The organism is Caballeronia sp. Sq4a (assembly GCF_023170545.1).
Lineage (GTDB): Bacteria > Pseudomonadota > Gammaproteobacteria > Burkholderiales > Burkholderiaceae > Caballeronia.
Window position 1 is genome coordinate 927,931 of the sequence record NZ_CP084252.1, and the last position, 25,168, is coordinate 953,098.

22 protein-coding genes are annotated in these 25,168 nt (G+C 64.5%); 10 read left to right on the forward strand and 12 right to left on the reverse strand.

All coding sequences use genetic code 11. The annotated features are described in order from the left end of the window. Positions 1-2: 2 nt before the first annotated feature. From LDZ24_RS23840 to hisD, 3 genes are all read right to left on the reverse strand, one after another. On the reverse strand, positions 3-446 hold the full coding sequence (locus LDZ24_RS23840; protein WP_248323666.1) for a thioesterase family protein: 444 nt from the start codon (positions 444-446) through the stop codon (positions 3-5). A gap of 63 nt (positions 447-509) precedes the next feature. Beyond that, entirely contained in the window at positions 510-2,102 is a 1,593-nt protein-coding gene (locus tag LDZ24_RS23845; protein ID WP_248323667.1) for an arylsulfatase, read from the reverse strand. A 64-nt stretch (positions 2,103-2,166) separates the two neighbouring features. Next, positions 2,167-3,474: a histidinol dehydrogenase gene (gene hisD / locus LDZ24_RS23850; RefSeq protein ID WP_248323668.1), complete on the reverse strand. Its 1,308-nt coding sequence runs from the start codon at positions 3,472-3,474 to the stop codon at positions 2,167-2,169. A gap of 230 nt (positions 3,475-3,704) precedes the next feature. Between hisD and LDZ24_RS23855 the strand changes: the two genes are divergently transcribed. After that, positions 3,705-4,736, forward strand: a complete 1,032-nt coding sequence (locus LDZ24_RS23855; protein ID WP_248323669.1) for a LacI family DNA-binding transcriptional regulator — start codon at positions 3,705-3,707, stop codon at positions 4,734-4,736. Between the two features lie 9 nt (positions 4,737-4,745). Here LDZ24_RS23855 and LDZ24_RS23860 read toward each other — a convergent pair whose 3' ends face one another. Together LDZ24_RS23860 and LDZ24_RS23865 are read right to left on the reverse strand one after the other, a co-directional pair. Then, positions 4,746-6,437, reverse strand: coding sequence for a response regulator (locus LDZ24_RS23860; RefSeq protein WP_248323670.1), 1,692 nt, complete (start codon positions 6,435-6,437; stop codon positions 4,746-4,748). 4 nt (positions 6,438-6,441) lie between these two features. Then, positions 6,442-7,959, reverse strand: a complete 1,518-nt coding sequence (locus LDZ24_RS23865) for an ATPase domain-containing protein (RefSeq protein WP_248323671.1) — start codon at positions 7,957-7,959, stop codon at positions 6,442-6,444. 162 nt (positions 7,960-8,121) lie between these two features. On the opposite strand from LDZ24_RS23865, the gene LDZ24_RS23870 reads away from it, so the two are divergent. From LDZ24_RS23870 to LDZ24_RS23880, 3 genes are all read left to right on the forward strand, one after another. Continuing rightward, the gene (locus tag LDZ24_RS23870; RefSeq protein WP_248323672.1) at positions 8,122-8,313 is read left to right on the forward strand and encodes a hypothetical protein; all 192 of its coding nucleotides are present in this window, start codon (positions 8,122-8,124) and stop codon (positions 8,311-8,313) included. A 335-nt stretch (positions 8,314-8,648) separates the two neighbouring features. Beyond that, positions 8,649-10,361 (forward strand): IlvD/Edd family dehydratase, encoded by a 1,713-nt coding sequence (locus tag LDZ24_RS23875; protein ID WP_248323673.1) that lies wholly within the window; start codon positions 8,649-8,651, stop codon positions 10,359-10,361. A gap of 321 nt (positions 10,362-10,682) precedes the next feature. Continuing rightward, complete coding sequence (locus tag LDZ24_RS23880) at positions 10,683-12,263, forward strand: sodium:alanine symporter family protein (RefSeq protein WP_248323674.1); 1,581 nt, start codon at positions 10,683-10,685, stop codon at positions 12,261-12,263. An 18-nt stretch (positions 12,264-12,281) separates the two neighbouring features. Here LDZ24_RS23880 and LDZ24_RS23885 read toward each other — a convergent pair whose 3' ends face one another. Together LDZ24_RS23885 and LDZ24_RS23890 are read right to left on the reverse strand one after the other, a co-directional pair. Then, a complete protein-coding gene (locus tag LDZ24_RS23885) occupies positions 12,282-12,674 on the reverse strand; it encodes a nuclear transport factor 2 family protein (RefSeq protein ID WP_248323675.1) in 393 nt (130 codons plus the stop codon). Next, positions 12,671-13,441: an SDR family NAD(P)-dependent oxidoreductase gene (locus LDZ24_RS23890; protein WP_248323676.1), complete on the reverse strand. Its 771-nt coding sequence runs from the start codon at positions 13,439-13,441 to the stop codon at positions 12,671-12,673. The genes LDZ24_RS23885 and LDZ24_RS23890 overlap by 4 nt, the downstream gene beginning before the upstream one ends. 191 nt (positions 13,442-13,632) lie before the next feature. On the opposite strand from LDZ24_RS23890, the gene LDZ24_RS23895 reads away from it, so the two are divergent. Further along, positions 13,633-15,537, forward strand: a complete 1,905-nt coding sequence (locus LDZ24_RS23895; RefSeq protein ID WP_248323677.1) for an ATP-binding protein — start codon at positions 13,633-13,635, stop codon at positions 15,535-15,537. 229 nt (positions 15,538-15,766) lie between these two features. Here LDZ24_RS23895 and LDZ24_RS23900 read toward each other — a convergent pair whose 3' ends face one another. From LDZ24_RS23900 to LDZ24_RS23910, 3 genes are all read right to left on the reverse strand, one after another. After that, positions 15,767-17,164: a sensor domain-containing diguanylate cyclase gene (locus LDZ24_RS23900; protein ID WP_248323678.1), complete on the reverse strand. Its 1,398-nt coding sequence runs from the start codon at positions 17,162-17,164 to the stop codon at positions 15,767-15,769. 127 nt (positions 17,165-17,291) lie between these two features. Then, the gene (locus tag LDZ24_RS23905; protein WP_248323679.1) at positions 17,292-17,735 is read right to left on the reverse strand and encodes a hypothetical protein; all 444 of its coding nucleotides are present in this window, start codon (positions 17,733-17,735) and stop codon (positions 17,292-17,294) included. A gap of 377 nt (positions 17,736-18,112) precedes the next feature. After that, a complete protein-coding gene (locus tag LDZ24_RS23910) occupies positions 18,113-18,349 on the reverse strand; it encodes a hypothetical protein (protein WP_248323680.1) in 237 nt (78 codons plus the stop codon). A gap of 834 nt (positions 18,350-19,183) precedes the next feature. Here LDZ24_RS23910 and LDZ24_RS23915 point away from each other — a divergent pair. After that, the gene (locus tag LDZ24_RS23915) at positions 19,184-19,411 is read left to right on the forward strand and encodes a hypothetical protein (protein ID WP_248323681.1); all 228 of its coding nucleotides are present in this window, start codon (positions 19,184-19,186) and stop codon (positions 19,409-19,411) included. A 132-nt stretch (positions 19,412-19,543) separates the two neighbouring features. Here LDZ24_RS23915 and LDZ24_RS23920 read toward each other — a convergent pair whose 3' ends face one another. Both LDZ24_RS23920 and LDZ24_RS23925 read right to left on the reverse strand, forming a co-directional pair. Further along, positions 19,544-20,659, reverse strand: a complete 1,116-nt coding sequence (locus LDZ24_RS23920) for a patatin-like phospholipase family protein (RefSeq protein WP_248323682.1) — start codon at positions 20,657-20,659, stop codon at positions 19,544-19,546. 85 nt (positions 20,660-20,744) lie between these two features. Beyond that, positions 20,745-21,059, reverse strand: a complete 315-nt coding sequence (locus tag LDZ24_RS23925) for a DUF4148 domain-containing protein (protein ID WP_248323683.1) — start codon at positions 21,057-21,059, stop codon at positions 20,745-20,747. A gap of 753 nt (positions 21,060-21,812) precedes the next feature. Here LDZ24_RS23925 and LDZ24_RS23930 point away from each other — a divergent pair. From LDZ24_RS23930 to LDZ24_RS23950, 4 genes are all read left to right on the forward strand, one after another. Next, entirely contained in the window at positions 21,813-22,112 is a 300-nt protein-coding gene (locus LDZ24_RS23930; RefSeq protein WP_248323684.1) for a flagellar transcriptional regulator FlhD, read from the forward strand. A gap of 2 nt (positions 22,113-22,114) precedes the next feature. Continuing rightward, positions 22,115-22,687, forward strand: a complete 573-nt coding sequence (flhC, locus tag LDZ24_RS23935; RefSeq protein ID WP_248323685.1) for a flagellar transcriptional regulator FlhC — start codon at positions 22,115-22,117, stop codon at positions 22,685-22,687. 480 nt (positions 22,688-23,167) lie between these two features. Further along, complete coding sequence (locus LDZ24_RS28075) at positions 23,168-24,868, forward strand: methyl-accepting chemotaxis protein (RefSeq protein WP_305854731.1); 1,701 nt, start codon at positions 23,168-23,170, stop codon at positions 24,866-24,868. 124 nt (positions 24,869-24,992) lie between these two features. Beyond that, a complete protein-coding gene (locus LDZ24_RS23950) occupies positions 24,993-25,157 on the forward strand; it encodes a hypothetical protein (protein ID WP_248323686.1) in 165 nt (54 codons plus the stop codon). The last annotated feature ends 11 nt before the right edge of the window (positions 25,158-25,168 follow it).

Here is a 25,168-nt window from a genome sequence, read left to right on the forward strand (position 1 = left end):
GTCTACGCCGCTACCGGTTCCAGCGCGTTCAACGCCGCGCGCCATGCCTGCGAAAGCGGCTTGGGCCGCCGCGTCTCGCGATCAACATAGACGTGCACGAAATGCCCTTGCGCCGCCGGTGAATCGCTGCCTTCGCGAAAAAGCCCGATCTCATAGCGCACGCTCGACGTGCCGACCTTCGACACGCGCAAGCCCGCCTCGACGCGATCCGGAAACGCGATGGATTCGAAGTAATTGCACTGCGTCTCCACCACGAGGCCGATCACATCGCTCGCGCCGAAATCGAGCACGCCCTGACGCAGCAGGTACTCGTTGACCACCGTGTCGAAGTAGCTGTAATACACGACGTTATTGATGTGGCCGTACACGTCGTTGTCCATCCAGCGGGTCGGAATCGTCAGGAAGTGACGATACGCATCGCGCCCGCGCAGCGCGGGTTTGCTCATGGAATCATCCTGTGGGGTGAGAGGATGGCCCGCGATACCGCGCGCGGGCCAGCGCCGATGCCGTTACCGGAATTCTTCGGGAATGGCGAGATACCGCCCTTCGCCGAACGGGATATACGGCACGTTCGGATGCGTCTTCAGTTCGGAGAAGAAGCGCGTCATGACCGGCACGAAGAACAGCCCGATCCAGCCATTGTCCTGCCCGCTGTAGCGGCCCGGCGACGTCTGATTGCCGCCCGTGGGCATCGCGCCATTGAAGGCGATGTCGAACTGCTCGCGCGGGTCCCACTGAAGATCGTAGATGGCGGGCGCTTTCATCGGGCGTTGCGGGCCGAGCCACGTGTCCTGCGCGGTGTACAGCGCCTTGAAGTTCTTCACGCGCACGCCCCCGAACGTCTGCCCCGAGAAGTAGACGAAGCTCGTCCGCTTGCCCGGTCCGTTGCCGAGCAGCGAATCGCTGAGACCCATGCCGTCGAAGATGATCGGCTTGCCTTCGTTGTCCTTCGATTCGTACGCCGGCGGCTGTTCGCCCGCCAGCGCGGCGAACGTCGGCCACCAGTCCATGTGCGAGAACATGTCGGTGTTCACCGAGCCCGGCTTGATATGCCCCGGCCACCACGCGATGGCCGGCACGCGGAAGCCGCCCTCGAACGGCGTGCCCTTCTCCCCGCGAAACGGCGTATAGCCGGCGTCGGGCCACGCATCGACCCACGCGCCGTTGTCGGTGGTCCAGACGACGAGCGTGTTCTCGGCGATGCCGGCGTCGCGAATGGCCTGCAAGATCTGACCGCTGTTGTCGTCCAGCTCCATCAGCGAATCGAGATAATTGCCGCCGCCCGGCGACTTGCCCTTCCAGCGCGGCGACGGGTTGTTCGGGTTATGCACCTTCAGGAAGTTCAGGTACATGAAGAACGGATGATCGTCCTTCGCGTGCGCCTTGATCCAGTTCACGGCGGTGGCGCGCATGTCGTCGTCGGCCGTCGCGAGGTCGTCGTAGCTGAACTTCGGCTTGACCACGCGGACCGGCTGACCGGCCTTCTGCTCCAGCATCGACACATTCACGCGATCCCACGCCTTCTGAAAGTCGGCGTCGTGCGCGGGCCAGTTCGGATGCAGCTCGCGATTCTCGTACGCATAGACGCCGGCGTAATACGCGAGCTCGTTGTACATCTCGTCGAAGCCGTTCGCGGTCGGATAGTTCTGCGGCTTGTCGCCGAGATGCCACTTGCCGAGTTGTACGGTCGTGTAGCCCGCCTTCTTCAGAAATTGCGCGATGGTCGGCGTCTGCTTCGTCAAGCCGTTCGGGTCGCCCGGCACGAGCACCGACGACAGCGACGTGCGAATCGGCAAGCGCCCGGTGATGAACGACGCGCGTCCCGCCGTGCAACTCGCCTGCCCGTAGTAGTTCAGGAAGCCTTCGCCTTCGGCGGCCATGCGGTCGAGATTGGGCGTGGGCGCGCCGCGCATGACGCCGCCGTCGTAGCTGCCGAGGTCGCCCCAGCCCACGTCGTCGGTCATCACGACGACGATGTTCGGACGCGCGCCCGTCGTACCCGTCGCCGCCCACGCCTGCCCGCCCGCCGCGAACGCCACGCAGGCGCCGAGCAGCACGCGGGCGGCCGAGCCGAGCCGCGCGATCGATCGATAGATTTTCATTTGTTGTCTCCTCCTCGCAGATCGGCACGCATGAATCTGCGTGCGCAGTGTGCTTTCCTCTAGATCAGACGGCGATGCCCGCGTACGGCACGTCTTTGTGTCCGTAACGGCGCACGCGGAGATTGGCCTGTTCGCCGTGTCCGGCGAAGCCTTCCAGCGCGCACAGACGCGAACAGTATTCGCCGATCATCGCCGAGGCCTCGTCGGTGAGCACGCGCTGATACGTGCACGTCTTCAGGAACTTGCCGACCCACAGGCCGCCGGTATAGCGCGCGGCCTTGCGCGTGGGCAGCGTGTGATTCGTGCCGATCACCTTGTCGCCGAACGAGACGTTCGTCCGCGGGCCGAGAAACAGCGCGCCGTAGTTCGTCATGTTGGCGAGGAAATAGTCCGGGTCGCGCGTCATGACCTGAACGTGCTCGAACGCGATTTCTTCGGCAATGCGTACCATTTCTTCTTCGTTTTCCGCGACGATCACTTCGCCGTATTTCTCCCACGACTTGCGGGCGATGTCAGCGGTCGGAAGAATCCCGAGCAGCCGTTCGACTTCCGCCATGGTTTCGCGCGCGAGCTTCTCCGAGTTCGTGAGCAGAATGGCGGGCGAATCCGGGCCGTGCTCGGCTTGTCCGAGCAGATCGGTGGCGCACATTTCGCCGTCCACGGTTTCATCGGCGATCACGAGGGTTTCGGTCGGTCCCGCGAACAGGTCGATACCCACGCGGCCGAACAGTTGCCGCTTGGCTTCGGCGACAAACGCGTTGCCCGGGCCGACCAGCATGTCGACGGGCGCGATGCTTTGCGTGCCGAGCGCCATCGCGCCGATCGCCTGAATGCCGCCGAGGCAGTAGATCTCGTCCGCGCCCGCCATGTGCTGCGCCGCGACGATGGCCGGCGCCGGCTTGCCATGAAACGGCGGCGCGCAGGTCACGACGCGCGGCACGCCCGCCACCTTCGCGGTGATGACGGACATATGCGCCGAAGCAAGCAGCGGATACTTGCCGCCCGGCACGTAACAGCCCGCCGCGTTCACCGGCAGATTCTTGTGCCCGAGCACGACGCCCGGCAGCGTTTCCACTTCGATATCGCGAATCGCCTCGCGCTGGTGCCGCGCGAAGTTCTGCACCTGCTTCTGCGCGAACTCGATGTCGGCAATATCGCGGGCGGACAGCTGCGCGAGACATTGATCGATCTCGCTTTGCGACAGACGATAGTCCTCGCGATCCAGCTTGTCGAAGCGCACGGAAAGCTCGCGCACCGCCGCGTCGCCGCGCGCCTCGATGTCGGCGAGCGTCGTTTCGACCGTCTCGCGCACTTCCCGCGCCGCTGCTTTCAGGACTTCCGCTTCCGCGCCACGTTTGAGCCACATTGCCATCTTCGTTCCTCACGTAATCAGGGGTAGCCGGGTTGCGCTGTCGGTATCCGGCGAGCGGGAAGCTTCGCCCGTTCGCAGCAGGCCGCGCGCATTGAACGAAGCGAATGTAGCGCAAAAGCCTATGCAAAAAGTCTGCAAACGCTCCACACTTTCCCTGACAGTACTCGCTTAAGCCCCCCGCAACCGTCGGTTTCTGCGACACTTCGTCACAAATAATCAATCGCCCAGTTATGCAAAAGAATGCAAACCGGCTTCCCGCGAAGGTACGCCTGGAAGACGTCGCTCTCAAGCTCGGTGTGTCGGTATCGACGGTTTCGCGGTCGCTGGCCGGTCATCCGGCGATCAGCGCCGAGACGCGGCAGGCCGTGCAAGCGGCGGCCGCGGAACTGGGATACCGCATCCCCGCGCAGGGGCGGCGGCCCAAGAAATCGGCGACGCGGCTGATCGGCGTGGTCGTCGGCGCGCTGCACAACCGCTTCATGACGATGCTGCTGACGCATCTGCACGATGCGTTGCAGGAGCTCGGCTATCAACTGACGCTGATGATCGATTCGATGAACGATTACGAGAATCTGCTGGCGTTCCGGCCGCTGATCGACGGCTATCTGGACGGCCTGATCTTCGCCACCGCGACGCTCGATTCGCCGGTCGTGGCCGAGATGCAGCGGCGCGGCATTCCGCTGGTGCTGGTCGTGAGGTCGGTGGACGACGTGCAGGTCGATACGGTGGAGGTCGATAACGTCCACGCCGGCGCGCTCGCCGCCGAGCATCTGTATCAGCTCGGGCACCGGAGAATCGGCCTCGTCATGGGCCCGGAGAACACGTCGACCGGCCGCGACCGCGCGAAGGGCGCGCTCGGCTGGCTGAACGACGCGGGCCTGGCCGCCGAGGCCGTCCCCGTTGTCTGGTGCGACTACACGACCGAGGCGGGCTACTCCTGCGCGATCGCGATGCTGAGCGAGCCGCAACCGGTCACCGCCATCGTCGCCGGCAACGACACGATCGCGCTCGGCGTGCTGGAGGCTGCGAGGCGGCGCGGCATCCGCGTGCCCGAGCAGCTTTCCATCATCGGCTTCGACGACATGCCGCTCGCGGGTTCGCCGCTCGTCGGACTGACGTCGATCCGGCAGCCGGTCGAAGCACTGGCCCGGACGGCCGCGCGGCGGCTCGTGGAACGCATTCGCGCCGGCGGCATGGGCGCGCCGACGCATGACGTGCTGCCGATTCAGCTCGTGCGACGCGATACGACAGGGCCGATTTAAAGATGCCGCTTACGCCTTCTCGGCGCTTTTCAGCGCGAGACGCACGGCGCGCGCAAGGTCTTCGAGCTGGAACGGCTTGCGAAGCGCGGTGAAGCGCCGGTCCGTGATGGTGGTGACATCGACGTCGGCGTAGCCGGTCGCGAGGATGACCGGCAGGTCGGGGCGCGATTCGCGGGCGCTCGCGAGCACCTGTATGCCGTTCATGCCCGGCATCGCGTAATCGACCATCATCACGTCCGGCTTGTCGGCATCGAGACGCGCGAGGCCGCTCGGCCCGTCCGGCGCCTGCGTGACGTGATAGCCGAGCGCTTCGAGACAATCGACGATCATCGTGCGCACGTCCTCGTCGTCCTCGATAACGAGGATGCGGCCCGGCGTCGCCGTATCGTCGCGCGGGTCCGCGCCTAGGGCGCCTTCCGACGGATCCTGCGCGCCGAACGGCAGCCAGACCTGCACGGTGGTGCCCTTGCCCACCTCGCTTTCGATTCGCGCGACGCCGCCCGCCTGCCGCGCAATGCCGTACACCTGACTGAGACCCAGGCCGGTTCCCTTGCCGACCGGCTTGGTCGTGAAGAAGGGATCGAATACGCGCGAGAGCACGCCCGGCTCGATGCCCGAGCCCGAATCGGTCACGCTAATCACGATGTAGCGGCCAGGCGCGAGCGCTTCGTCGACGCTCGGCCGTTCTTCGGCGTGAATGGCCAGGCGGCCGCCGTTCGGCATTGCGTCGCGAGCGTTGATCGCGAGATTGAGTATCGCCAGTTCCAGCTGGTTCGCGTCGGCTTGCGTCCAGAGATCGTCGGACGCAGTCGTGATCGACAGCGCGATGGTCGAGCCGAGCGAGATGGAAATGATGTCGCGGATGCCGTGCAGCAACGCGGCCACGTTCACCGCTTTCAAATCCAGATTGCTCGTGCGCGAAAACGTCAGCAACTGCGCGGTCAGCTTCGCGCCCCGCTCGGTCGCGCGCTTGGTGGTCGCGGCCATCTTGAGCACGCGCTCGTCCTTGCTGATGCGCGCGAGCAGTTCCGCGTTGGCCATGATCACGTTCAGCAGGTTATTGAAGTCGTGCGCGATGCCGCCGGTCAACTGCCCGAGCGCTTCCATCTTCTGCGACTGCACGAGCACGGCCTGCACCTTGGCGCGTTCGTGAATCTCGCGCATCAGGCGGTTGTTGGCCGAGGCGAGTTCGTGCGTGCGTTCCGCGATGCGGCTTTCGAGCGATTCGTTGAGCCGTTGGAGCGCTTCCTGCGCCTTGACGCGGTCGATGAGATGCTGCTCCGACTCGGCGAGGTGCTTGCGCGCATCGTATTGCCGGGCGCGCGCCCGCAACGACGACGCCACGGCGCGGCGCAAGGTCTCGGAGTTGAGCGGCCGTTCGAGCACCAGCACGTTGCCGAGCCGCTCCAGCATCTCGATGCTCTTGGCGGAGCGCCTGCCCGGCAGCCGCCCGGACAGCAGCACGATCGGGAAATCCGACCATGCGGGTTGCTGTTCGATCCATGCGGCAAGCGCCATCGCGCTGTCGTCCAGCAGCGATTCTTCGGTGATGATGGCGACGGCCGCGCCGCGGTCCAGTTCGGTCACGAGCACGCGCGAGTCGGCGCAGACGAAGCACTCGCGGCCCTCCGTCTTGAGGACATCGACGATGACCTCGGCGTCGCGGCCGAAAGGCGCAACGATCAGTACGCGATGTTCCATCGCGTTATTCCCGTGGCGAGGCCGGCTCGCCCTCCGATGACGCGAGCATGGCGGTATCGCCCCGGTAAGTCGGCAGGCCGCTCAGCACGCCTTCGAAATCGCGTAGCGCCTCGCCGACGTTCAAGCCCTTGCTGCCGAGCCGGAACTGCCGGATCGAGCGTTCGTGGCCGTTGGTGCGGCTCTTGACGGCGGTCACGGCGGTGAGCACTTCGCCCTGGCGTTCGAAATAGCGAAAGAGCAGCACGACGTCGCTGAGATAGCTGATATCGATATCGCTCTGTATTTCGCCGATGATCCCGTGCTGGCCCAGCACGAGCATGGTGATGACGCCGCGCTGGTTCAGATACGTGAGCAGCTCGTGCATCTGAAGCAGCAAATAACGCTCGCCGGGCATGGCCTGCAGATACGCGTTCAGGCTGTCGATGGCGACGAAGCGCGCGCCGTCCTGCTCCACGCTCTTGCGCACGTCGCTCGTGAATTCGCCGGGCGAGATCTCGGCGGGATCGATCTGGCGCAGCGTCAGCAGACCGCTGTCGAGATGCGGTCTGAGGTCGATGCCGAGGCTCGTCGAGCGGCGCACGAGCGTCATCAGCGTCTCGTCGAAGAGATAGTAGACGCACGGCTGACCGCGGTTGAGCGCGGCGAGCAGACACGAGGCGACCGTCGTCGTCTTGCCGACGCCCGACGGACCGACGATCAGCGTATTGGTGCCCGGCACGAGGCCGCCGCCCATGAGCGCATCGAGTTCGCGGGTTCCCGTGCTGAGCGAATCCGAAGGAAACTCCGCGTGATGCTCGGCCGCGACGAGCCGCGGATACACCTCGATGCCGCCCGTCTTCAGCGTCATGTCGTGAAAGCCTTCGCGGAACCGGATGCCGCGCATTTTCGCAATGCGTATGCGCCGGCGCTCGCCGCCGTAGTCGTGCACGAGGTTGTCGAGGCTGATGACGCCGTGCGCGATGCTGTGCAACTGCAAGTCGCCGGTTTCGGACGTGTTGTCGTCGAGCAGCATGACGGTGCAGGCGCGCGTGGCGAAATAGCGCTTGAGCGCCAGAATCTGGCGTCGATAGCGCAGCGAATTCTGCGACAACATGCGCAGTTCGGAGAGGCTGTCGAAGACGAGCCGGGCGGGCTTCAGTTCATCGACTTTGGCGATCACGTCGCGCACGGTCTCGCCGAGTTCGACTTCGGCGGGATGCAGCACGGTCTGCTCGTACGCGGGATCGAGCCCTTCGTCGGACAATAGTTCGATGATGGTGAAGCGGCCTGTGTCCCAGCCGTGGCTTTCGGCGACGGCGACGAGTTCGTCCCGCGTTTCGGACAGCGTGATGTACAGCCCCGGCTCGCCGACCTCGGCGCCTTTGAGTAAAAACTGCAAGGCGAGGGTGGTTTTACCTGCGCCGGGCGCCCCTTCGACCAGATACATGCGGTGCGGCGTGAGCCCGCCGCCCAGAATATCGTCGATTCCTTCGATCCCGGATTGAATGCGCCCCCGTTGTGGCGCGGAGATGTTGTCTGGCATGTGATTGCTTCTGATGATCGACGAGATGGGCGATGTCCGCTACGGGGACTGCAAGAAGCAGGCCGGGAGGTCGTCGCAACGCGGCAGGCGGATGGCGGAGGCGGCGGCGCGGTTCGCGCGGGCGTGGCTGCGGCAGGCGGCCGCCTCAGAGCATTTCGTTCGATGGTCGGCGAAGGCTACCACATCGATGAGAGGGGCGCGGCTGGTTTCGTTGAGTGGAGGACAGCGCATCGATCGACGACGGTTCTTGATGGCGCGGTGTTCGAGTTGATGAGCGTCGCCGCTTTGCGTTCGCTGACGCTCTTCTTGAAGCTTTGGATGAACGCCAAAATCATGGGGCCGCGGCAACCATGACATGAGTGCTATTCCCGACGGTTTTATCGAGCCAAGGGGCTCGGAGGACGTGGTGATAGTGGGCGTGGAAGGTGCTCCAGGGCTGTTTATTAGCTGAGTGCCACGGACTAACTGCGGAGTGGCCCCTCCACGAGTGCTGCGGGCCAAAAAAAAGCTGCTTTCTTTGGTTACTTTCTTTGCAGCGGTGTATAGACCGGAGACATAGCGGCAAAGAAAGTGACCCCCGCCCCGGGGAGGGGCAACGCTAATACACCGACACGAATACAAGTTCCATAGAATGACAATACAACCGCCCAGCAGCAGACAAGCAAAAGAACCCGGAGACACCCAACCAAATGCCGGAAAAAAAGACTGAAGGCCTGTCCAAAGGCCTGACCAACTACGGTGACCGCGGCTTCGCCCTCTACCTGCGCCGCTCGTTCGCCCGCTCGATGGGCTACACCTCCGACATGCTGACCAAGCCGATCGTCGGCATCGCATCGAGCGGCTCGGGCTTCAACAATTGCCATCGCGGCATGCCGGAGCTCGTCGAAGCAGTCAAGCGCGGCGTGCTCGCAGCGGGCGGCCTGCCCATCGACTTTCCGACCATCTCGCTCGGCGAAGTCTTCCTCAATCCGACGTCGATGATGTTCCGCAACCTCATGAGCATGGACGTCGAGGAAATGCTGCGCGCGCAGCCGATGGACTCCGTGGTACTGATCGGCGGCTGCGACAAGACCGTGCCCGCGCAACTGATGGGCGCCGCCGCCGCCGATATCCCGGCCGTGCAACTCGTCGTCGGACCGATGATGACGGGCCGTCATCAAGGCGAGCGCCTCGGCGCGTGCACCGACTGCCGCCGTTTCTGGGGCAAGTTCCGCGCGGGCGAAATCGGCGAGCAGGAGATCGACCAGATCGAAGGGCGGCTCGCGACCACCGCCGGCACCTGTGCGGTGATGGGCACGGCGAGCACCATGGCGTGCATCGCGGAGACGCTCGGCATGTCGCTCCCGGGCACCGCCGCGATTCCCGCAGTCCATGCCGACCGCATTCGCGCCGCCGAAGCGAGCGGCGCGCGCGCCGTGCAGTTGATTCGCGCGCCGCTGCGCCCGAGCCAGATCATCACGGAGAAGTCCGTCGAGAACGCGCTGCGCGTGCTGCTGGCCATCGGCGGGTCAACCAACGCGATCATCCACTTGACCGCCGTCGCGGGGCGGCTCGGCATTCCGGTGTCGCTCGAACGGCTGAACGTGCTCTCCGACGACACGCCGGTGCTCGTCAATCTGAAGCCGACCGGCGAGCACTACATGGAAGACTTCTTCGCCGCCGGCGGCATGACGGCGGTGCTGCGCGAACTCGCGCCGAAGCTGCACCTCGATGCGATGACCGTCACCGGCGAAACGCTCGGCGAACGCATCGCGGCGGAGCGCGAGGCGTGGGTCGATCATCGCATCGTGCGCGAGCTGTCGGACCCGGTCGAACCGCAAGGCGGGCTCGTCGCGTTGTTCGGCTCGCTTGCGCCGCGCGGCGCGATTCTCAAGCGATCCGCCGCCGACAAGTCGCTCTTCGAGAAAGAGGGTCGCGCCGTGGTCTTCGAATCGCTGGAAGACCTGGCCGCGCGCATCGACGATCCCGCGCTCGATGTCGAGGCCGACGACATTCTCGTGCTGCAAAACGCCGGTCCGGCGAGCGGCACGGGCATGCCCGAAGCGGGCTATCTGCCGATTCCGAAGAAGCTCGCGCAGAAGGGCGTGAAGGACATGCTGCGCATTTCGGATGCGCGGATGAGCGGCACGGCGTATGGAACCATCGTGCTGCACGTCACGCCGGAAGCCGCGCTCGCGGGGCCCATCGGGCTCGTGCGCAACGGCGACCGCATTCGGCTTTCCGTGCGCGATCGGCGTATCGACCTGCTCGTCGATGAAGCCGAACTCGCGCGCCGCGCAGCCGATGTCAAGCCGCCGAAGCGCGTGCTGCGCGGTTATCAGAAGCTGTATCAGGAGCACGTGCTGCAGGCCGATGCGGGCTGTGACTTCGATTTCCTGCAGGCGGTATCGAAGGATTCCTGAATGCTTCTCGCGCCGGCCGAAACGGCGGCGAATCCCACCGCAGGTGGGCTGGCGCGAGGCGCGCACTCCGACGCGTACCACCGACTCGACACGCGCAAGAACTCGAAGCCGCCATCGCCGCGCCGCGCAGGCGGGGCGCACAGTCTTGGCCGCGCTTGGCGCAAAGCGCGGCGAGCCGGCACCGTATAATGGCCGCCCGCTAAAACGGCGGATGCCGGCGCGCGCGCCGGCCACAGCGCCTGATCCCAGCGAATCCGGTTCACTCAATCGAACTTCCGCCTTAAACAGCTCGAAGCATCAGAAACAAGAAGGAAAGCCCGCGTGGAAGACCTTTTCCAATCCGTCAACGCGTTCTTTGCGTTCATCGCGCCCATTTCCGATTTTCTTTGGGATTTTCCGACCAACTTCGCGGCCTATTCGCGCATTCCCGTGCTCGGCCGGTTTCCGTTCGCGATTCTGCTGCTGGTCGGCGTAGGCATCCACTTCAGCATCCGCACGCGCTTCGTCCAGACGATGAACATGCGCAAGATCGTGCGCATCATGCAGCGCAGGCAGTCGTCGAGAACGGGCGTCAGCGCGATGGCTTCATTCATGCTCGGACTGGCGATGCGCGCCGGGCCGGGCAACATCGTCGGCATTACGGGCGCCATTTCGGTCGGCGGTCCTGGCGCGTTGTTCTGGATGTGGGTCGCCGCCTTCTTCGGCATGGCGACGGCCTTCATGGAATCCGTGCTCGCCCAGTTGTTCAAGGAGAAGAACGGCGACGAGTTCGTCGGCGGCTTGCCGTTCTACGGGCGGCGCGTGCTCGGCGGACGGCGCGTCGTGGGCACGTTCCTGTCGCTCGTGTTCATCGTCTATGCATTATTCAACGTGCCGCCGCAAACGTTCAACGTCTTCACCGCGATGGGCACCATTGCCGATACGGTCTCCGGCGAGCACCTCGCGCGGCAATCCACGGCCTACTACGGCATCGCGGCGACGCTCGTGATCGCGTGCGCGTTCATCATCATGGGCGGTATCAGGCGCGTCACGGCTTACACGGACGTGCTGGTGCCGATCAAGGCCGCGCTCTTCTGCGCGATGTCGCTCGTCATCATCCTGATCAATCTGCCGCTCGTGCCTTACTTCTTTCGCGAGGTCGTCGTCGGCGCGTTCGCGCCACATGCGCTCTTCGGCGGCGCGATCGGCACGGCGCTCGCGCAGGGCGTGAAGCGCGGCCTCATGTCGAACGAGGCGGGGCAGGGCACCATCACGATGGCGGCGGCCATCGCCGACAACGCGCATCCGTGCGAACAAGGCTTCGTGCAAAGCCTCGGCGTGTTCTTCGACACGATGGTGATCTGCACGATGACCGGCTTTATCGTCGTGATGGCGCACGTGTGGACCGGAACCGTCGACGGGCAGGCATGGGAAGCCGTGCGCGCCTCGAAGATCACGGTCTATCTCGCTTCGGTGCAGGCGCTCGTGCCGCTCTGGGCCGCGCACGCGATCAAGATCGTCATGTGCGTGTGCTACGGGCTTTTCGCTTTTACCACGCTGCTCGGCATGATCTCGTTCGCCGAGATCTCGGCGAACTTCATCTCGCGCCGCCGCGCCTTCATTACCGGCATTCGCGTGGTCGGCTCGCTGGTGTTCGTGCCGTTCGGCGCGTTGACCGTGCTGGCCGGGCTCGAACTGCCGAACCTCTGGGCGCTCTCGGACCTGATGAACATCGTGATGGTGCTGCTCAATGTGCCGATCGTTCTGCTCGGGCAAGCGCTCGTCTATAAGGCGCTCGCGCACTATCGCGCGACGGGCGGCGGCGCATTTGTATCGGAAGAAATCGGAGTGAAAACGGCGTGCTGGTCCGGCGATGCGCGTCGCGCCGCGCCGGTCCACGAACGCGAGACCGTCGACGCGTAAAGCCGCGCAGGGCATCGCTCAGGCCGGATTCTGCAGCAGCAGTTCGGTCACCATCGCGCTGTCGAGATACGCGCGCACCTCGACGATCGAGCCTTCCTCGAAACGGCACACCCAGCAGTAGCGATTGTCGAAGTGCATGCCATTCGCCGCGCGCACGTCCGAATGCAACTCGACCGCCGCCGTGTCGCCGTCGACGAGCGCGTGCGTGACGGTCAGCTTCGCGCCGTCGGGCAGCGCCTTCGCGAGGCGCGCGAACGTATGTTCGAGAAACGCCTCCTTGCCGCGATAGCGCCCGGCGAGCGGATGCGTGCCCATCACGGTCCAGTCAACGTCATCGGCGACGTGCGCGAAGAAGGCGTCGGTGTCGTCCCTGAGCTTCCCGAATAGCGCGATCACGTCCTCCTTCTTCATGCGCCGCCCCATTGCATCGACAAACCGCCGTCGATGGTCCACGTCTGTCCGGTCACGTAATCGCCGTCGTCGGAGGCCAGAAAGAGCGCGAGACGCGCGATCTCCTCCGGTTGCCCCGGACGATGCCACGGAATCACCGACATCGACTTCTCGCGAGCGTCGGGGTCGTCGAGGCGCTCTTGCGTCATCGGCGTTTGAATGAGCCCGGGCGCGATGTTGTTCACGTTGATCTTGTCGTTGGCGACTTCGCGCGACAGGCTGCGCGTGAGCGAGCCGAGCGCGGCCTTGGCCATGCCGTACGGCACGCTTTCCGGCGTCGGCAAATGCTGCGCGACCGACGAAATCGTGACGATGCGCCCGCCGCCGCCCGCCTCGCGCCGCAGCTTCACGAACTCGCGGCAGCAGTAGAGCGGCCCGAAGAGATCGGTCCGGATGACGGTTTCCAATTGGGCGTCGTCGAGCTCGGCCACTTCGGCGCCGCCCGCGCCCACGCCTGCGTTGTTCACCAGAATGTCGAGGCGTCCCAACTGCGCGGTGACTTCGCCGAAGATGCGCTTGACCGACGCGGGGTCGCCCACGTCGCCTTGCAGCACGACCGCGCGCCGGCCGAAGGAGGCGATTTTGGCTGCCGTCTGCTCGGCGCCCGCGCGGTCAGTGTGATAGATCACCGCGACGTCCGCGCCTTGCTCCGCGAACAGCGTCGCGATGGCCTGACCGATGCCGGAGTCGCTTCCTGTAACCAGCGCCGTTTTCCCTTGCAATTTCATGTGCACTCCTCGTGAGCGGATGGGTCGGATGAGTCGGTGAACGGACGTCAGCAAACCGCGTACGCGCGTGTTGGGCACGAATGTCGCGCATGCGTGACCGCTGCGCCAGGCGGAAAGATTCGCATTCGCAAACCATAGGAGGAATGCATAATGCAGGCGAAAGGCGTAATCAATCAGACGAGTTTGCGACCATGATTGTTCGAATCGCTCAATACCCGCCGGGCAAGCGCCTGGTGTTCGGAGTCGCGTCCACCGCCGCCATTCTCGTGGCGCAGCAGGTCCTGACCGTGGTGGCCCACGGGCGGCTGACGTTTCTTCTCGTCAGCGCATCGCTTCCCCTGATCACGGTGCTGTTCGGCGGCTGGTCGGGCGTGCTCCTTCTGGCAGTCGGCTTCGTGTACGGCGCATTGTGGATGCCGCCTGTCGGCAGTCTGACCGTCGAGGGGCACGGCGACCGAGTCGTATTGCTGGCGTTTGTCGTAGTCGGCGCGCTTCTCGTGGCGGCGGGCCAGCAGCTAGCCAAGGTTGCAAGACGGGCCGGCAGGGCCGAAGCCGCTTCGCAGGAGACGGCCGAGCGCCTGTTGCAACTCGAGCGCGAGGCGCGGCACCGGTTCGACGTGGCGCTGAACAGCGCGGGCGTGCCGTTCTTCATCCTCACGCCGGTGGTGCGCAGCGGCCGCGTGACCGAGCTTCGGTGGGACTATCTCAACGATGCCGCCGCGCACCTGTTCAATCGGGCGACGGCGGTGGTCATCGGCAGCTCGACCACGTATGTGCGCCCGCACGGCTGGGACGCCGACGTGCTCCTGGAGCGGCTCGCGCCGCTGGCGGAAGGCGAAGGCCGCGATGCGTTCGACATAAGCGTTCAGGGAGAGCACGGCGAGCAATGGTTCCATGTCGTCGCTGCGTCGCTGAACGGTTCGGTGGTCGCCTGGTTCGGCGACGTGACGCCGCGCGTGCGCGCCGAGCAGGCGCTTTCCGAAGCAGACCGGCGCAAGGACGAATTCCTCGCGACCCTTGCGCACGAGTTGCGCAACCCGCTCGCCCCGATCCGGCAGGTCGCGGAGATTCTGGAACAGCCTCACCTGACCGACGAGCGCCGCAAGTGGTGCATCACGGTGCTGCGCCGACAGTCGGCCGCGATGGCGCTCTTGCTGGACGACCTGCTCGACGTGTCGCGCATCACGCGCGGCGCGCTGACGCTTCGCAAGGAGCCTGTGGCGTTGCGCGATGTCGTCGAGGACGCGGTGGAGACCGCGCGGCCTATGCTGGAGGGCAAGGGGCACGACCTCATCGTGAAGCTGCCCACGCGGCCGTTGCACATCGAGGCGGACCGCCTGCGGATCGCGCAAGTTTTGGCGAATCTGTTGACGAACGCCGCGAAATACACGCCGTCCGGCGGTCGCATCGAACTGACGGCGAAGGCAGACGACGCCGAGATCGTGGTGTCGGTCGCGGATAACGGCATCGGTATCGATCCCGACAAGCTGTCGGCCATCTTCTCGATGTTCTCGCAAGTGCATCGCGATCATCATCGACAGGGCGGGCTCGGCATCGGACTCGCGCTGTCGAAGTCGCTGATCGAGCTGCATGGCGGCCGGCTGACCGCATCGAGCGCCGGAAAGGACCAGGGAAGCTGCTTCTCCGTGCATCTTCCGGCGCAGTGCCGCGTGGTGCCGCCGCCCGCTCCCGCGCGCGACATGCCCGCCGTTCCGGCGGAGATGGAGAAGCATCGCATCCTCGTCGTGGATGACAACGTCGATGCGGCCGACGCGCTCACCGCGCTTCTCGAACTCGAAGGACACGAAGTGCGCACGGTCTACTCGGGCGAGGAGGCGGTCGACATACTGAGCCACTACACGCCCGAAGTGATCTTGCTCGACCTCGGCTTGCCGGGCATGAGCGGCATCGAGGTCGCGCACCGCATCAGGTCGAGACCGTCGACCGCGAATGTCACGCTCATCGCCATCACCGGCTGGGGGCAGCCTCAGGACCGCGCGCGCACCGCAGACGCCGGATTCGACTATCACTTCACGAAGCCGGTGGACGTGGCGCAACTCAATCTCGCGATCGAGAGTGCTGTCACTGCGGGTTAGCGGGACGCGTCGTCGCGCCGGAGAGGGACTGCGAGTGTTGAAGGGCGCGGGAGCATTGACGAAGATGCCGCGCCGAGATTGGGCAGCAGGCTGGTTAGGAAGCGTATCCGTCGCGCCGGAAGATCTCGCAGCGCGGGAGCGGCTCGTGGACGGGTGATGCCCGCCGTGTCGTTCGATGACTCGACGGATGGCGACGGTTCCTCAGAAATCGACAGAACGCGCTTCCCGCTCAGGACGCCGATGTCTGTCGAACAAGACCGCCACTCGGCTTGTCGAGGCGCGCGCTGGCGACGCGATTCCTGCCGCCTGCCTTGGCCGCGTACAGTGCCGCGTCAGCGGATTCGAGCAGCGCCTTCGCCGTCTGCCGCGAGGCGGCGTCCCGGCAAGCATGGCCGACGGAGATGGTGACGACAGCGCCGGACCTCGGCGCGGGCAACGCCGCCTTCTCGACGGCTGCGCGCAGCTTCTCGGCCACCGCGAGACCCGCTAGCGCGTCACACGCCGGAAGCACGACAACGAATTCTTCGCCGCCGTACCGCGCGACGAAGTCGCCCTTTCGCGTCAGCGTCCCGGTCAGCGCCTGCGCGACCTTTCTCAAGCAATCGTCGCCGGCCAGGTGGCCGAAGGTGTCGTTGTACGCCTTGAAGTTGTCCACGTCGATCAGCAGCACGCAAAGCGAATAGCCGGAGGAGGCGGCGAGCGTGTGCTCGTGGCCGTATCGCTCGTCGAAATAGGCGCGGTTGAAGACGCCCGTCAGTCCATCGCGCGCCGAACTCTCGAGCAGCTTCACATGCGCGTCGGTGAGCTTGCGATACAGTCCGCTCGTCTCGTAGATCAGCATGCCGAGAACCGCGCTCGACGACAGCATCGAGGCGACCCGCGCGGCATACCAGCCGACGCTGTAGCGGGCGCCCGCGGACAGCGTGAGCGTCACGTCGATCAGCGCCGCCAGCAAGGCGACGGCGAGCCACAGGTCCATTAGCGAGCGCAGCCGCGTGGTCGAGATGTGCAGGCCGAGCGCCGCGAGACAGGTCGCCTCGACGATCAACGCAGCCGGACTGCTCGACAGGCCCGAATACGAGCCGCCCGATGCCACCATGACCGGAAGAATGTCTTTGCCCATGATGGCCAACGCCGAGCAACCGGATGCGAGCGAGAGCGCGCCGAAGAGCGCCGCGTGTCCGGGCGCGTGATTGCGCACGCTCGGAGCCCAGGATCGGGCAACCAGCGACACGGTGACGAGCGCAGGAAATCCGCCATGCCAGAACACCCATATCCAGACGGCGGTTTGCGGGCCGGCGCCGAGCAGGCCGCCCGGTGAAAACACGCCGGGAAAAACCAGCAACTGGATGGCCGCAATCAGGCTCACGAACGCGTACGCGCCGCTGAGCGTCGCGAAGAGAAGGCGCCCGGAAATGCGGTACTGAGTCCACAACAGAAACGCAGTGAGACCTTCCGTGAGCGTGACCCACGTAGCGAAGATCGGCAGGAAAGGGACGATGACCGGGCCGGGCTGCTTCGCGTGCGGCCACACGATGAAAGCGCCGATGAGCGCGATGGCGGCGGTGACAGCCGCTGCGACACGGTCCTTCGACGTCGATGGCAGGTGAATAAGCGATTTTTGCACTGCGGATCCTCGGTCTGGGCCGGCACCGACGCCGAGCGACAAGTGGAATACGGCAGCTATCGGCGAATCTTGAGTGAGACGCTCCTGCATAGGCAGAACATCCCGCGCGTCGGCAGCGTCGTTGTGATCAGAAGTCTCCCGGCGCGACCTGAAAGCATGCGAGGCCCTCGGATCGCCACATATCGACCACTCGCTGGCGGTCATCGTAGACGCACAAGATCCTCTCGCGCGGGATCGAGCCGTTATGCAGCCATCCGCGCTTGAGCCGGTCGTCGGCCTGCCGGTCTCCGGCGCGGCGCATCAGCAGCGTGTCGATGTGATGCATGCCGACATGCAGATCGAGCCACGCTTCGGTCTCGGCGCGCACCTCGTCGCTGCGGCCCGACGCGATCCAGATGCGATGCCGGGCCGCGTGCGTATGCAGCGTTTCGATCACCGGCGCGTTCGGGAGATCGTCGCCACACGCGGCGAAGAACGCCTGCCAGTTGCGCCGTTTTCCGCTGATGTGGTGCACCCGGTGTTGAATCAGTCCGATGGTCCCGTCCAGATCGAATAGCACAATGTCGCGCATGAGACACCTCCGCTTTTGGAGAAGCAGAGATCGTGCGTGGTCTGGCGAGGAACGTAGAAGCGGTTCACCGAGCGGAAGCGGCTCTTGCAGAGCTGATCGTGAGCTAGCCGATGTTCCGTGCGAGCGGGGAAGGGGTGATGGCGAGCGATAGCGGTCTGTCGAGCGCGGGCGGCTCGCCAACTGATGCATGCTTCGGCGGGCGCATCACCGAGAGCGCAAGCACCATCGCGTCGTATTGATCATGCGCGCCACCGGCCTCGCTGACACATGGACCATGCACGGCGGCACGAGCGCAGCACATAAACGCCACGCAACCCCCGACGGTGCCGCTTCACACCAGCGTCGCGTGGGCGAAGCGGCAAACATCCGTCAGCGGATCAGCTCGGCTGCTTGTGCTTGTGATGATGGTGCTTCAAATGAAGCGTCGAGTGTTTCCCGGACGGACCGGCAGGCGCGCCGGTTTCGCCGTTGCCGTTCGGCGTGCCCACGCCGACTCCGCCGCGGCCCGCGCCGTTGCCGCCGGGTATGCCGCCGGCATTGCCCTGAGCGAGCGCGGCGGTGGATAGGCCCCACGCGAGGGCTGTCGTTACTATGCACTTCGTTGCAATGTTCATCGCTTCTGTTGTCCTTGGTTGACCGGCTCGGATCGGACGGCATCGCGCAGTGTCCGATGCCGTCGCGGCCCTAGAGCTTCGCAATCGACGGTCCACCTTCTAACGAGACCGCGACGGGCCGTATTAGAGCGGAGATTTGTGCCGGCGCCGCGAAAATCGCTGACTGCGCGCGCGCGTGCGGTGACGTATTTGCCGCTGCTTTCGCCTCGATCGATAGCCGCTCAAGTCGGCGTGTCGACCGCCGTTCTTATCGGCGGCAGCAGAAAAAGCATTCGGCCGGGAAGACAGCGTTTTCACCGTTTTTTCATTGGATACCTCGTGCCCGATGCCGCATACACTGCTTCTCATGGCGAGCGATCAAGCGCCATGAATCGCGAAACGAACGTCACCGAGCAAGCCGGCCAACCTTAACTTTTCCGGACCAGCGGTTGTCGCGTGAGCGGTTGCAGGACCCGCGCGGTATAGCAAGCGCAGTCCGAAGGCGGAAGTTGTTCCAGCAGTCGTTGTTGATTGTTGTACCGTTGCAAACGCAAGCTCCGGCCATCGGATGTTGGCCGGGGCTTCGTCTTTTGGTGCACCAAAAAGGGCGAACGTTCGAGAATCGCTAACGAAATCATCTATCTTAAGAGCTTATTGCAGATACGTTACTGTTTGTTAAATCGGATGCGGTCGACGCGACGGTTCATTATTCTTCTCACGGTTTGACAAAGCTTGGACGGCCGGCCGTGCGCCGGCGCTCCACTGAGCTCCAATACAAAACGTTTAGACAGGAAACGCGATGGCTTCTTCGAGGAAAGCCGTCGACTGGCTGAACCGAACCTGAGAGAGACGACCATGATCATCTATCACCGCGGCGCGGCCTTCGAGCCGAGAATCACCCAGGCTGGCAACGGCTTCGTGGCTTCTGTGGCAGTGCTCGAAGAAGACGGCCACGCGACATCGCTCGGAAAGCTGGGCATGTTTGCGAACGAAGAGGGCGCCATCAATTTCGCCGTTCGATGCGCGACCGCCTTTATCGAGGGCGACGAGATGCCGCTGCCGCCGTTCCGCGTGCACGCATAAAGGCGCGGTAGCAGGCCGCGAACGGTCCCTCGCGGGTCTTTAGTGAATTGCGCGCAGTAGGCCGTTAAGAAGCCCGCCCGCAGGCGCTGTTCAGACGACCCTCAACGACCGTTCGTGCCGCATAAGGCGAGTTCACTCACGCTCATCGATACGAGCAAGCGCCGCTTGCGCTGCCTCTCGACCGTGAGCCCAGTGCGTGTCGATCGCCGCAGCGGTGAACTGTCCGTCCTTGAAGTGCGATTCGCGCTGGGAAAACGCGTAGTCGACCGGCACGATGCGGACCGGCCGCGCGCCAGCAAGCGCCGCGGCATTCATCAGTTGCGGATCGGATTGACGTTGCGCTGCCGGAATGCATTCGAGCGCGTGAGCGAGAAGCGCTCTCAGGCGCTGCGATTCGTCGAACGTCTGATGGTAGGCCGCCGCGCGACTGCCATGCTCGATGTTCTTCTGCCGGATCTCGGCGTCGGTCAGATTGTCCGGCACCTGGCCTTCGGGCGTCCACAGGTCGGCACGCAAGATGATCGTCTCGACGTCCGCGGGCGCCGTCTCGACGATACGCTGCAGCGGCGCGGCCGAGACCAGCGAGCCGTCCCAGTACCACGCGTCGCCGATGTGCACGGCGGCGAACCACGGCGGCAGCGATCCCGACGCGACGATCATCGGTGCTTCGAGACGGCCGCCGCGATTATCGAAGTAATGCGGTTCGCCGGTCGCGACATTCGCTGCGATGACGCTGACGTGCGTCGCGCTGCGATTGAGTTCGTCGAAATCGCAAAGGCTCGCGAGCGTCTGATAGAGCGGGCGCATGTCCATGATGCTGGCGAGCTCGGGCGCTTCGCTGCCGGTGGTCCACGGCACGGCAAGCCGTCGTGTGAAGAAACCCGGCAGGCCCGCGCTGATCGCATAGCTTTGATCGGCCTCGGCCAGCATGCGGCGAAAGTCGTCGTTCGCGAATGCGAGTCCCCCGATCAACGACGCCATGCGGTCGCGCAGCGTCGTGCCGGGAACCGACACGCGATGATAGAACTGCCTGAGCCGATCAACGCGATGCTCCGGCGCGTTGCCGAAGAAGATCGCGGCGTTGATGGCGCCGATCGACGATCCGCAGCACGCGTCGATCTCGACGTTCGCATCGTGCAAAACCTCGAGCACGCCCGCCTGGAACGCGCCGATTGCGCCGCCCCCTTGCAGCGCCAGTGCGATGCGGGGGCGCTTGCCTACGCCATTGTCGTTGTCCTGCTGCGCCATACGTTCTCCAGTTGCTGCGGCGCTTTCGAATCTCCGCAGGCATCGGCTTTCATGGAATTGCGAGAGCTAAGTCGGGCCGCCGTCGTCATTGCGCCAGAACGGGCAGGCATTCCGTCTGAAACCAGTAGGCGACGAGGCGTTGTGCCTGCTGCAAATCGTCCGGGTAGTAGGGGTCGTCGTAGAACGGAGACGGGTCGTAGCCGGCCTTGCGCAGCGCCCCGAGTTCCACTTGATGCTGTGCCATCGTAGTGGGGCTCGCGTTCGCTCGGAGCGCGGCGAGATCACGGCATTCCAGGTCGGTCAGATGCCTGCCCGGCGGCGGCATTCCGCCCGCGACGCACCCGGCAAGCACGAGAAGCGCCGCCGATGCCAACGAAGTCTTGATCCGAATCTCGCGCATGATGCTTATCCGGCCGGCTAGTCGCCGCGCCTCGGTTCATAGGTTGTATCGGGATGCGTGAGCTTGTTTCTACGCTCCGTTGTCCTTTCGGACTGAGGTAGAGCCGTTCGCAAAGAGTCATGGCACCGTCTGTTCCGTCGATTCGGCCCAGTCGCGCGGGTCCGGCATGGTTGTCTCCTGTTTCTCTTGACGCCAGAGCAAGCTTTGTTCCGCCTAACAGCGTCGCACCGCGATGAATTCGCTACGTGGCGCGGCGGATCAATGCCATGCGACGAGCGGAACGCCAAGTTCTCGGTGTTCGGACGGTAACGGCCGAGCGCAAGTTTCGGCGCGTCAGTCAGCAACGGCGTCGGGCGCCGCGACTGGCTATCCAAGTCCAGCACATCGTTACAAAAAACGTAAGCGGTGGTAACACTGTCGTGTAATAGCTGCGGTAAAAGTGTTACGCGGAAACTATTGCCGCACTGCTCGCTCGCCTAAAAAGTGAAATTTCGTTCTGGTGGCACCGCATTCGTTCGAATTAATACTCGCGCACTGTTCAGATAGAAGAATACCTGGGCAGTCCAACCCACATCCCCCGTCGCACAAATCATCAGCAGATAACGTTTGCAATCGAAAAATGCGCCTCGGCGAACGTTTGCCACTGTAACTTTTTGTTGCAGATCGCTGCGATTAGCCAGACAATTGCTTCGCGCTGTGAGTCACGGCGCCCCAGACGCCAAACACGGTCACAGTTACCTCGGTACGCCAGCCATGACACACGCCAGCCCAGACCTTTCGTCCATCCGCGAGTTGAACCTGTCCTACTTGACGCTCGCGCGGCGTGTATTGGCGTCCGATCGCGAAGCGGCGCAGGCGCATCTGGGCCTGTCGGCGGAAATCGCGGACACGCTTCTGAATCTCTCGCCGGCGCAGGCGGACAAGCTGGCATCGTCGTCGCAACTGCTGTGCTTCTTCCGCATGAGCGCGGACGAAATGCTCGGCGGCCTCGCGAGCCGCAGCCAAGATGCGCCGGTCTCGGCCCTGTCCAACGCAGCCCTCATTGCCGCCTGACCATGAGCACGACCACGACTTCGAAGAGCCTCGCCGAGGAAGCCGCGCAGGTCCTGCGCGCCATCACGCTCATCAAACTGGGCGCGCGCATGCAGGTGCTCGAATCGGAATTCCCGAAGCTCTCGCGCGATCGTCTGATTCGTCTTTATCGGGAAGTGAAGGGCGCATCGCCGCCGAAGGGCATGCTTCCGTTCTCGGAAGACTGGTACCTGACGTGGGGGCCGAACATTCACGCATCGATGTTCGCCAACGTGTATGCGTTTCTCGAGCAAAACAGCGCGAACCTCGATCGCGTCGATCTGTTGAGCCGCGCCTACGCGCTGTACGCCGAGCACTTCACGCTCAACGGCGAGGCACTCCAGATGGATCTGACGCGCGCCTGGACGTTCGTGCGCTTCAAGGAAGCCGGCATCTTGCGCCTCGCGGGCTGCACGCGCTGCCGCGGCAAGTTCGTCGCGCACGCGCACGAACCGACGCACGGCATGGTGTGCGGCATCTGCCAGCCGCCGTCCCGCGCCGGCAAGACCAAGGCCAAGGCGGCGCGCGCGCAAAGCGCGGCGTTGCAGGCGGCTTGACGCGCGGTCATACCTAGATCGGTTCTTTAGGATCGCCAACGGGCGCGCAACGCCGCAGCGTCTTGCCGCTGTCGGCGCAGGCGGGTCGCGTCTTCCGCCGGAAGCGCGCGTAGCGAGGTTCGCTCAAGTTTCCCGCAGCACTTTTGTCCCACCGATCTCGCACGAACGTGCTTCTCCTTTGTCCCGACGAGGCGCAGACGACACCGCCACTCGAACCGAAACCGTCCCGCCTCCAGCACCGCAATCGCGACAAGCGACGCATTCGGTAAGTAATCCTGATGCGCTTCGGACGCCAAAAAATTCCACGTAAAGCTTCCATGCTTTCTGCCGATACTCAGGAAGGAAGGCGACAGTAACGAGCGATTCGATCCTGCAGGTGATCCCTACAGGAACTCAGCAACCGGCGACCGGCCGCGCTACGCAGCAGTTAGCGAGCGCCTTCCACAACACGTCCTGAATAACCGGTCCTCGGAATCCTAAATGAACCTGCACAACTTCAAGGTCGGCGCCCGGCTGACCATCGGCTTCGGCATCGTCGTCGCGTTGCTCGTCCTCATCGCCACGATCAACTTCGTCAATATGCGCGGTCTCGATACCGAGATCACGCTCATCACCGATGACCGGATGGTCAAGGCCTCGGAGGTCAGCAAAGCGAAGGATTCGGCGAGCCAGACCGTGCTTCGGCTGCAGCGCGCGGCGATCACCGGGAAGCCGGAGGACGTCGCCGCGATGCAGGCCGGTGTTCTCGAAGCATCGAAAGCCACGTCGCAACGGCTCGAAAAGGTCGACCGCATGATTACGTCGGCGCGCGGACGCGAGCTTTTCAAGGCGCTCGTCGAGGCGCGCGGAACGAACACCGCAGCGCGTCAGGAAGCGGTCAAGCTCTTGACGGCGGGACAGATCGAGGAAGCACGCGCGCAAATCGCGGGACCCGTTGCATCCGCGCAGGTCAAATATTTCGCGGCACTGGACGCGCTCGTCGCGTATCAGTACGAACTCGCCGACGACTCCGCGCGCCACGCACATGCCGCGTATGACCGCGCGGTCGCGCTGTCCTTTGCATCGACCATAGCCGCGGTGCTGGTCGCGATCGCGGCGATGCTGATCATCACGCGCTCGGTGACGAGGCCTTTGGGCGACGCGCTCGCGGCCATGAAGGCGCTGGAACAGGGCGATCTGACGCACCGCGTAGAAGTGGCCGGCCGCGACGAACTCGCGACCTTGATGCTGGCGGTGCGAGCCGCGTTTGCGAAGCTCTCGTCGCTCGCGACGGGCATCAAGGAGTCCGTCGATGTCATTCGGACGGCGTCGGGCGAGATCGCCGCGGGCAGCACGGATTTGTCGTCACGCACGGAACAGCAGGCCGCTTCGCTGGAGGAAACCGCAGCCAGCATGGAAGAGCTGACCGCGACGGTCAAGCAGAACGCCGAGAACGCACGGCAGGCGAGCGGCCTCGCGGACAACGCGAGCACCGTCGCGAACGAGGGCAGCGCCATCGTCAGTCAGGTCGTGGACACGATGACCGGCATCGAAGACAGCTCCGCGAGAATCGCCGAGATCATCGGCATGATCGAAGGCATCGCGTTCCAGACGAACATCCTCGCGCTCAATGCGGCGGTCGAAGCCGCGCGAGCCGGCGAGCAGGGCCGGGGCTTCGCGGTCGTGGCAAGCGAAGTGCGCAGCCTCGCGCAGCGGTCGTCGGCGGCGGCCAAGGAAATCAGGGAACTGATCGAGACTTCGGGCAGCCGCGTGCAGGCCGGGACCGAGCTGGTGGCGAGAGCAGGCGACACGATGCAGCGCGTGAGCACCGCGATCAAGCGCGTGACGGACATCATGGGCGAAATCGCTTCTGCCTCGAACGAACAGAGCCGCGGCATCGAGCAGGTGAATCAGGCCATCTCGCAGATGGACGAGGTCACGCAGCAAAACGCGGCGCTCGTCGAAGAAGCGGCGGCAGCCGCCGGTTCGATGGAAGATCAGGCGAAGCACCTGACCGCAGCGGTTGCTGTGTTCCGCACCGCGCAGTCGTTCGTCGCGCCGACGACCGGCAGCTACGAACAGAAGCCGACGCGGCCGTCGCTCCCCAGGAAAGCGCCGGCGGTGACGCGCGCGACGAAGCCTGTCGCCGCGCCTTCGGTAGCGGTCGCGGCCGCCGCTGACGGCGACTGGGCGACGTTCTGAGTCGAAAGGTGTCGCCATGCGGCTGACAAACCGGCGCGCGGATCCGGACGCGCCGACTCACGCAATCTCGCCTTGCAACGAAGAGTCGCAGGGCGAGTTTCTTGTCCGGAACGAGGTAGGTGACATGGTCAAGCAACTGCATGAACTTCGCCGTCGGCTGGCGGCGATGGACAACGATATCGCACAAGAGGCGATCGAGGCGGTCGTCAAAGCTTGCTTCGAGCTGGACGAATTTCTTCGATCGAGTGGCAGTCCGCCGGGCGATACCTCGCATTGCCCGAGCACGTAGTGAGCTAGCGC

Excerpts from the sequence above, each read along its gene's own strand:
- LDZ24_RS23840 (WP_248323666.1), bottom strand. The coding sequence starts at position 446 with ATGAGCAAACCCGCGCTGCGCGGGCGCGATGCGTATCGTCACTTCCTG.
- LDZ24_RS23845 (WP_248323667.1), bottom strand. The coding sequence starts at position 2,102 with ATGAAAATCTATCGATCGATCGCGCGGCTCGGCTCGGCCGCCCGCGTG.
- hisD (WP_248323668.1), bottom strand. The coding sequence starts at position 3,474 with ATGGCAATGTGGCTCAAACGTGGCGCGGAAGCGGAAGTCCTGAAAGCA.
- LDZ24_RS23855 (WP_248323669.1), top strand. The coding sequence starts at position 3,705 with ATGCAAAAGAATGCAAACCGGCTTCCCGCGAAGGTACGCCTGGAAGAC.
- LDZ24_RS23860 (WP_248323670.1), bottom strand. The coding sequence starts at position 6,437 with ATGGAACATCGCGTACTGATCGTTGCGCCTTTCGGCCGCGACGCCGAG.
- LDZ24_RS23865 (WP_248323671.1), bottom strand. The coding sequence starts at position 7,959 with ATGCCAGACAACATCTCCGCGCCACAACGGGGGCGCATTCAATCCGGG.
- LDZ24_RS23870 (WP_248323672.1), top strand. The coding sequence starts at position 8,122 with ATGGTCGGCGAAGGCTACCACATCGATGAGAGGGGCGCGGCTGGTTTC.
- LDZ24_RS23875 (WP_248323673.1), top strand. The coding sequence starts at position 8,649 with ATGCCGGAAAAAAAGACTGAAGGCCTGTCCAAAGGCCTGACCAACTAC.
- LDZ24_RS23885 (WP_248323675.1), bottom strand. The coding sequence starts at position 12,674 with ATGAAGAAGGAGGACGTGATCGCGCTATTCGGGAAGCTCAGGGACGAC.
- LDZ24_RS23890 (WP_248323676.1), bottom strand. The coding sequence starts at position 13,441 with ATGAAATTGCAAGGGAAAACGGCGCTGGTTACAGGAAGCGACTCCGGC.
- LDZ24_RS23895 (WP_248323677.1), top strand. The coding sequence starts at position 13,633 with ATGATTGTTCGAATCGCTCAATACCCGCCGGGCAAGCGCCTGGTGTTC.
- LDZ24_RS23905 (WP_248323679.1), bottom strand. The coding sequence starts at position 17,735 with ATGCGCGACATTGTGCTATTCGATCTGGACGGGACCATCGGACTGATT.
- LDZ24_RS23910 (WP_248323680.1), bottom strand. The coding sequence starts at position 18,349 with ATGAACATTGCAACGAAGTGCATAGTAACGACAGCCCTCGCGTGGGGC.
- LDZ24_RS23915 (WP_248323681.1), top strand. The coding sequence starts at position 19,184 with ATGATCATCTATCACCGCGGCGCGGCCTTCGAGCCGAGAATCACCCAG.
- LDZ24_RS23920 (WP_248323682.1), bottom strand. The coding sequence starts at position 20,659 with ATGGCGCAGCAGGACAACGACAATGGCGTAGGCAAGCGCCCCCGCATC.
- LDZ24_RS23925 (WP_248323683.1), bottom strand. The coding sequence starts at position 21,059 with ATGCGCGAGATTCGGATCAAGACTTCGTTGGCATCGGCGGCGCTTCTC.
- LDZ24_RS23930 (WP_248323684.1), top strand. The coding sequence starts at position 21,813 with ATGACACACGCCAGCCCAGACCTTTCGTCCATCCGCGAGTTGAACCTG.
- flhC (WP_248323685.1), top strand. The coding sequence starts at position 22,115 with ATGAGCACGACCACGACTTCGAAGAGCCTCGCCGAGGAAGCCGCGCAG.
- LDZ24_RS28075 (WP_305854731.1), top strand. The coding sequence starts at position 23,168 with ATGAACCTGCACAACTTCAAGGTCGGCGCCCGGCTGACCATCGGCTTC.
- LDZ24_RS23950 (WP_248323686.1), top strand. The coding sequence starts at position 24,993 with ATGGTCAAGCAACTGCATGAACTTCGCCGTCGGCTGGCGGCGATGGAC.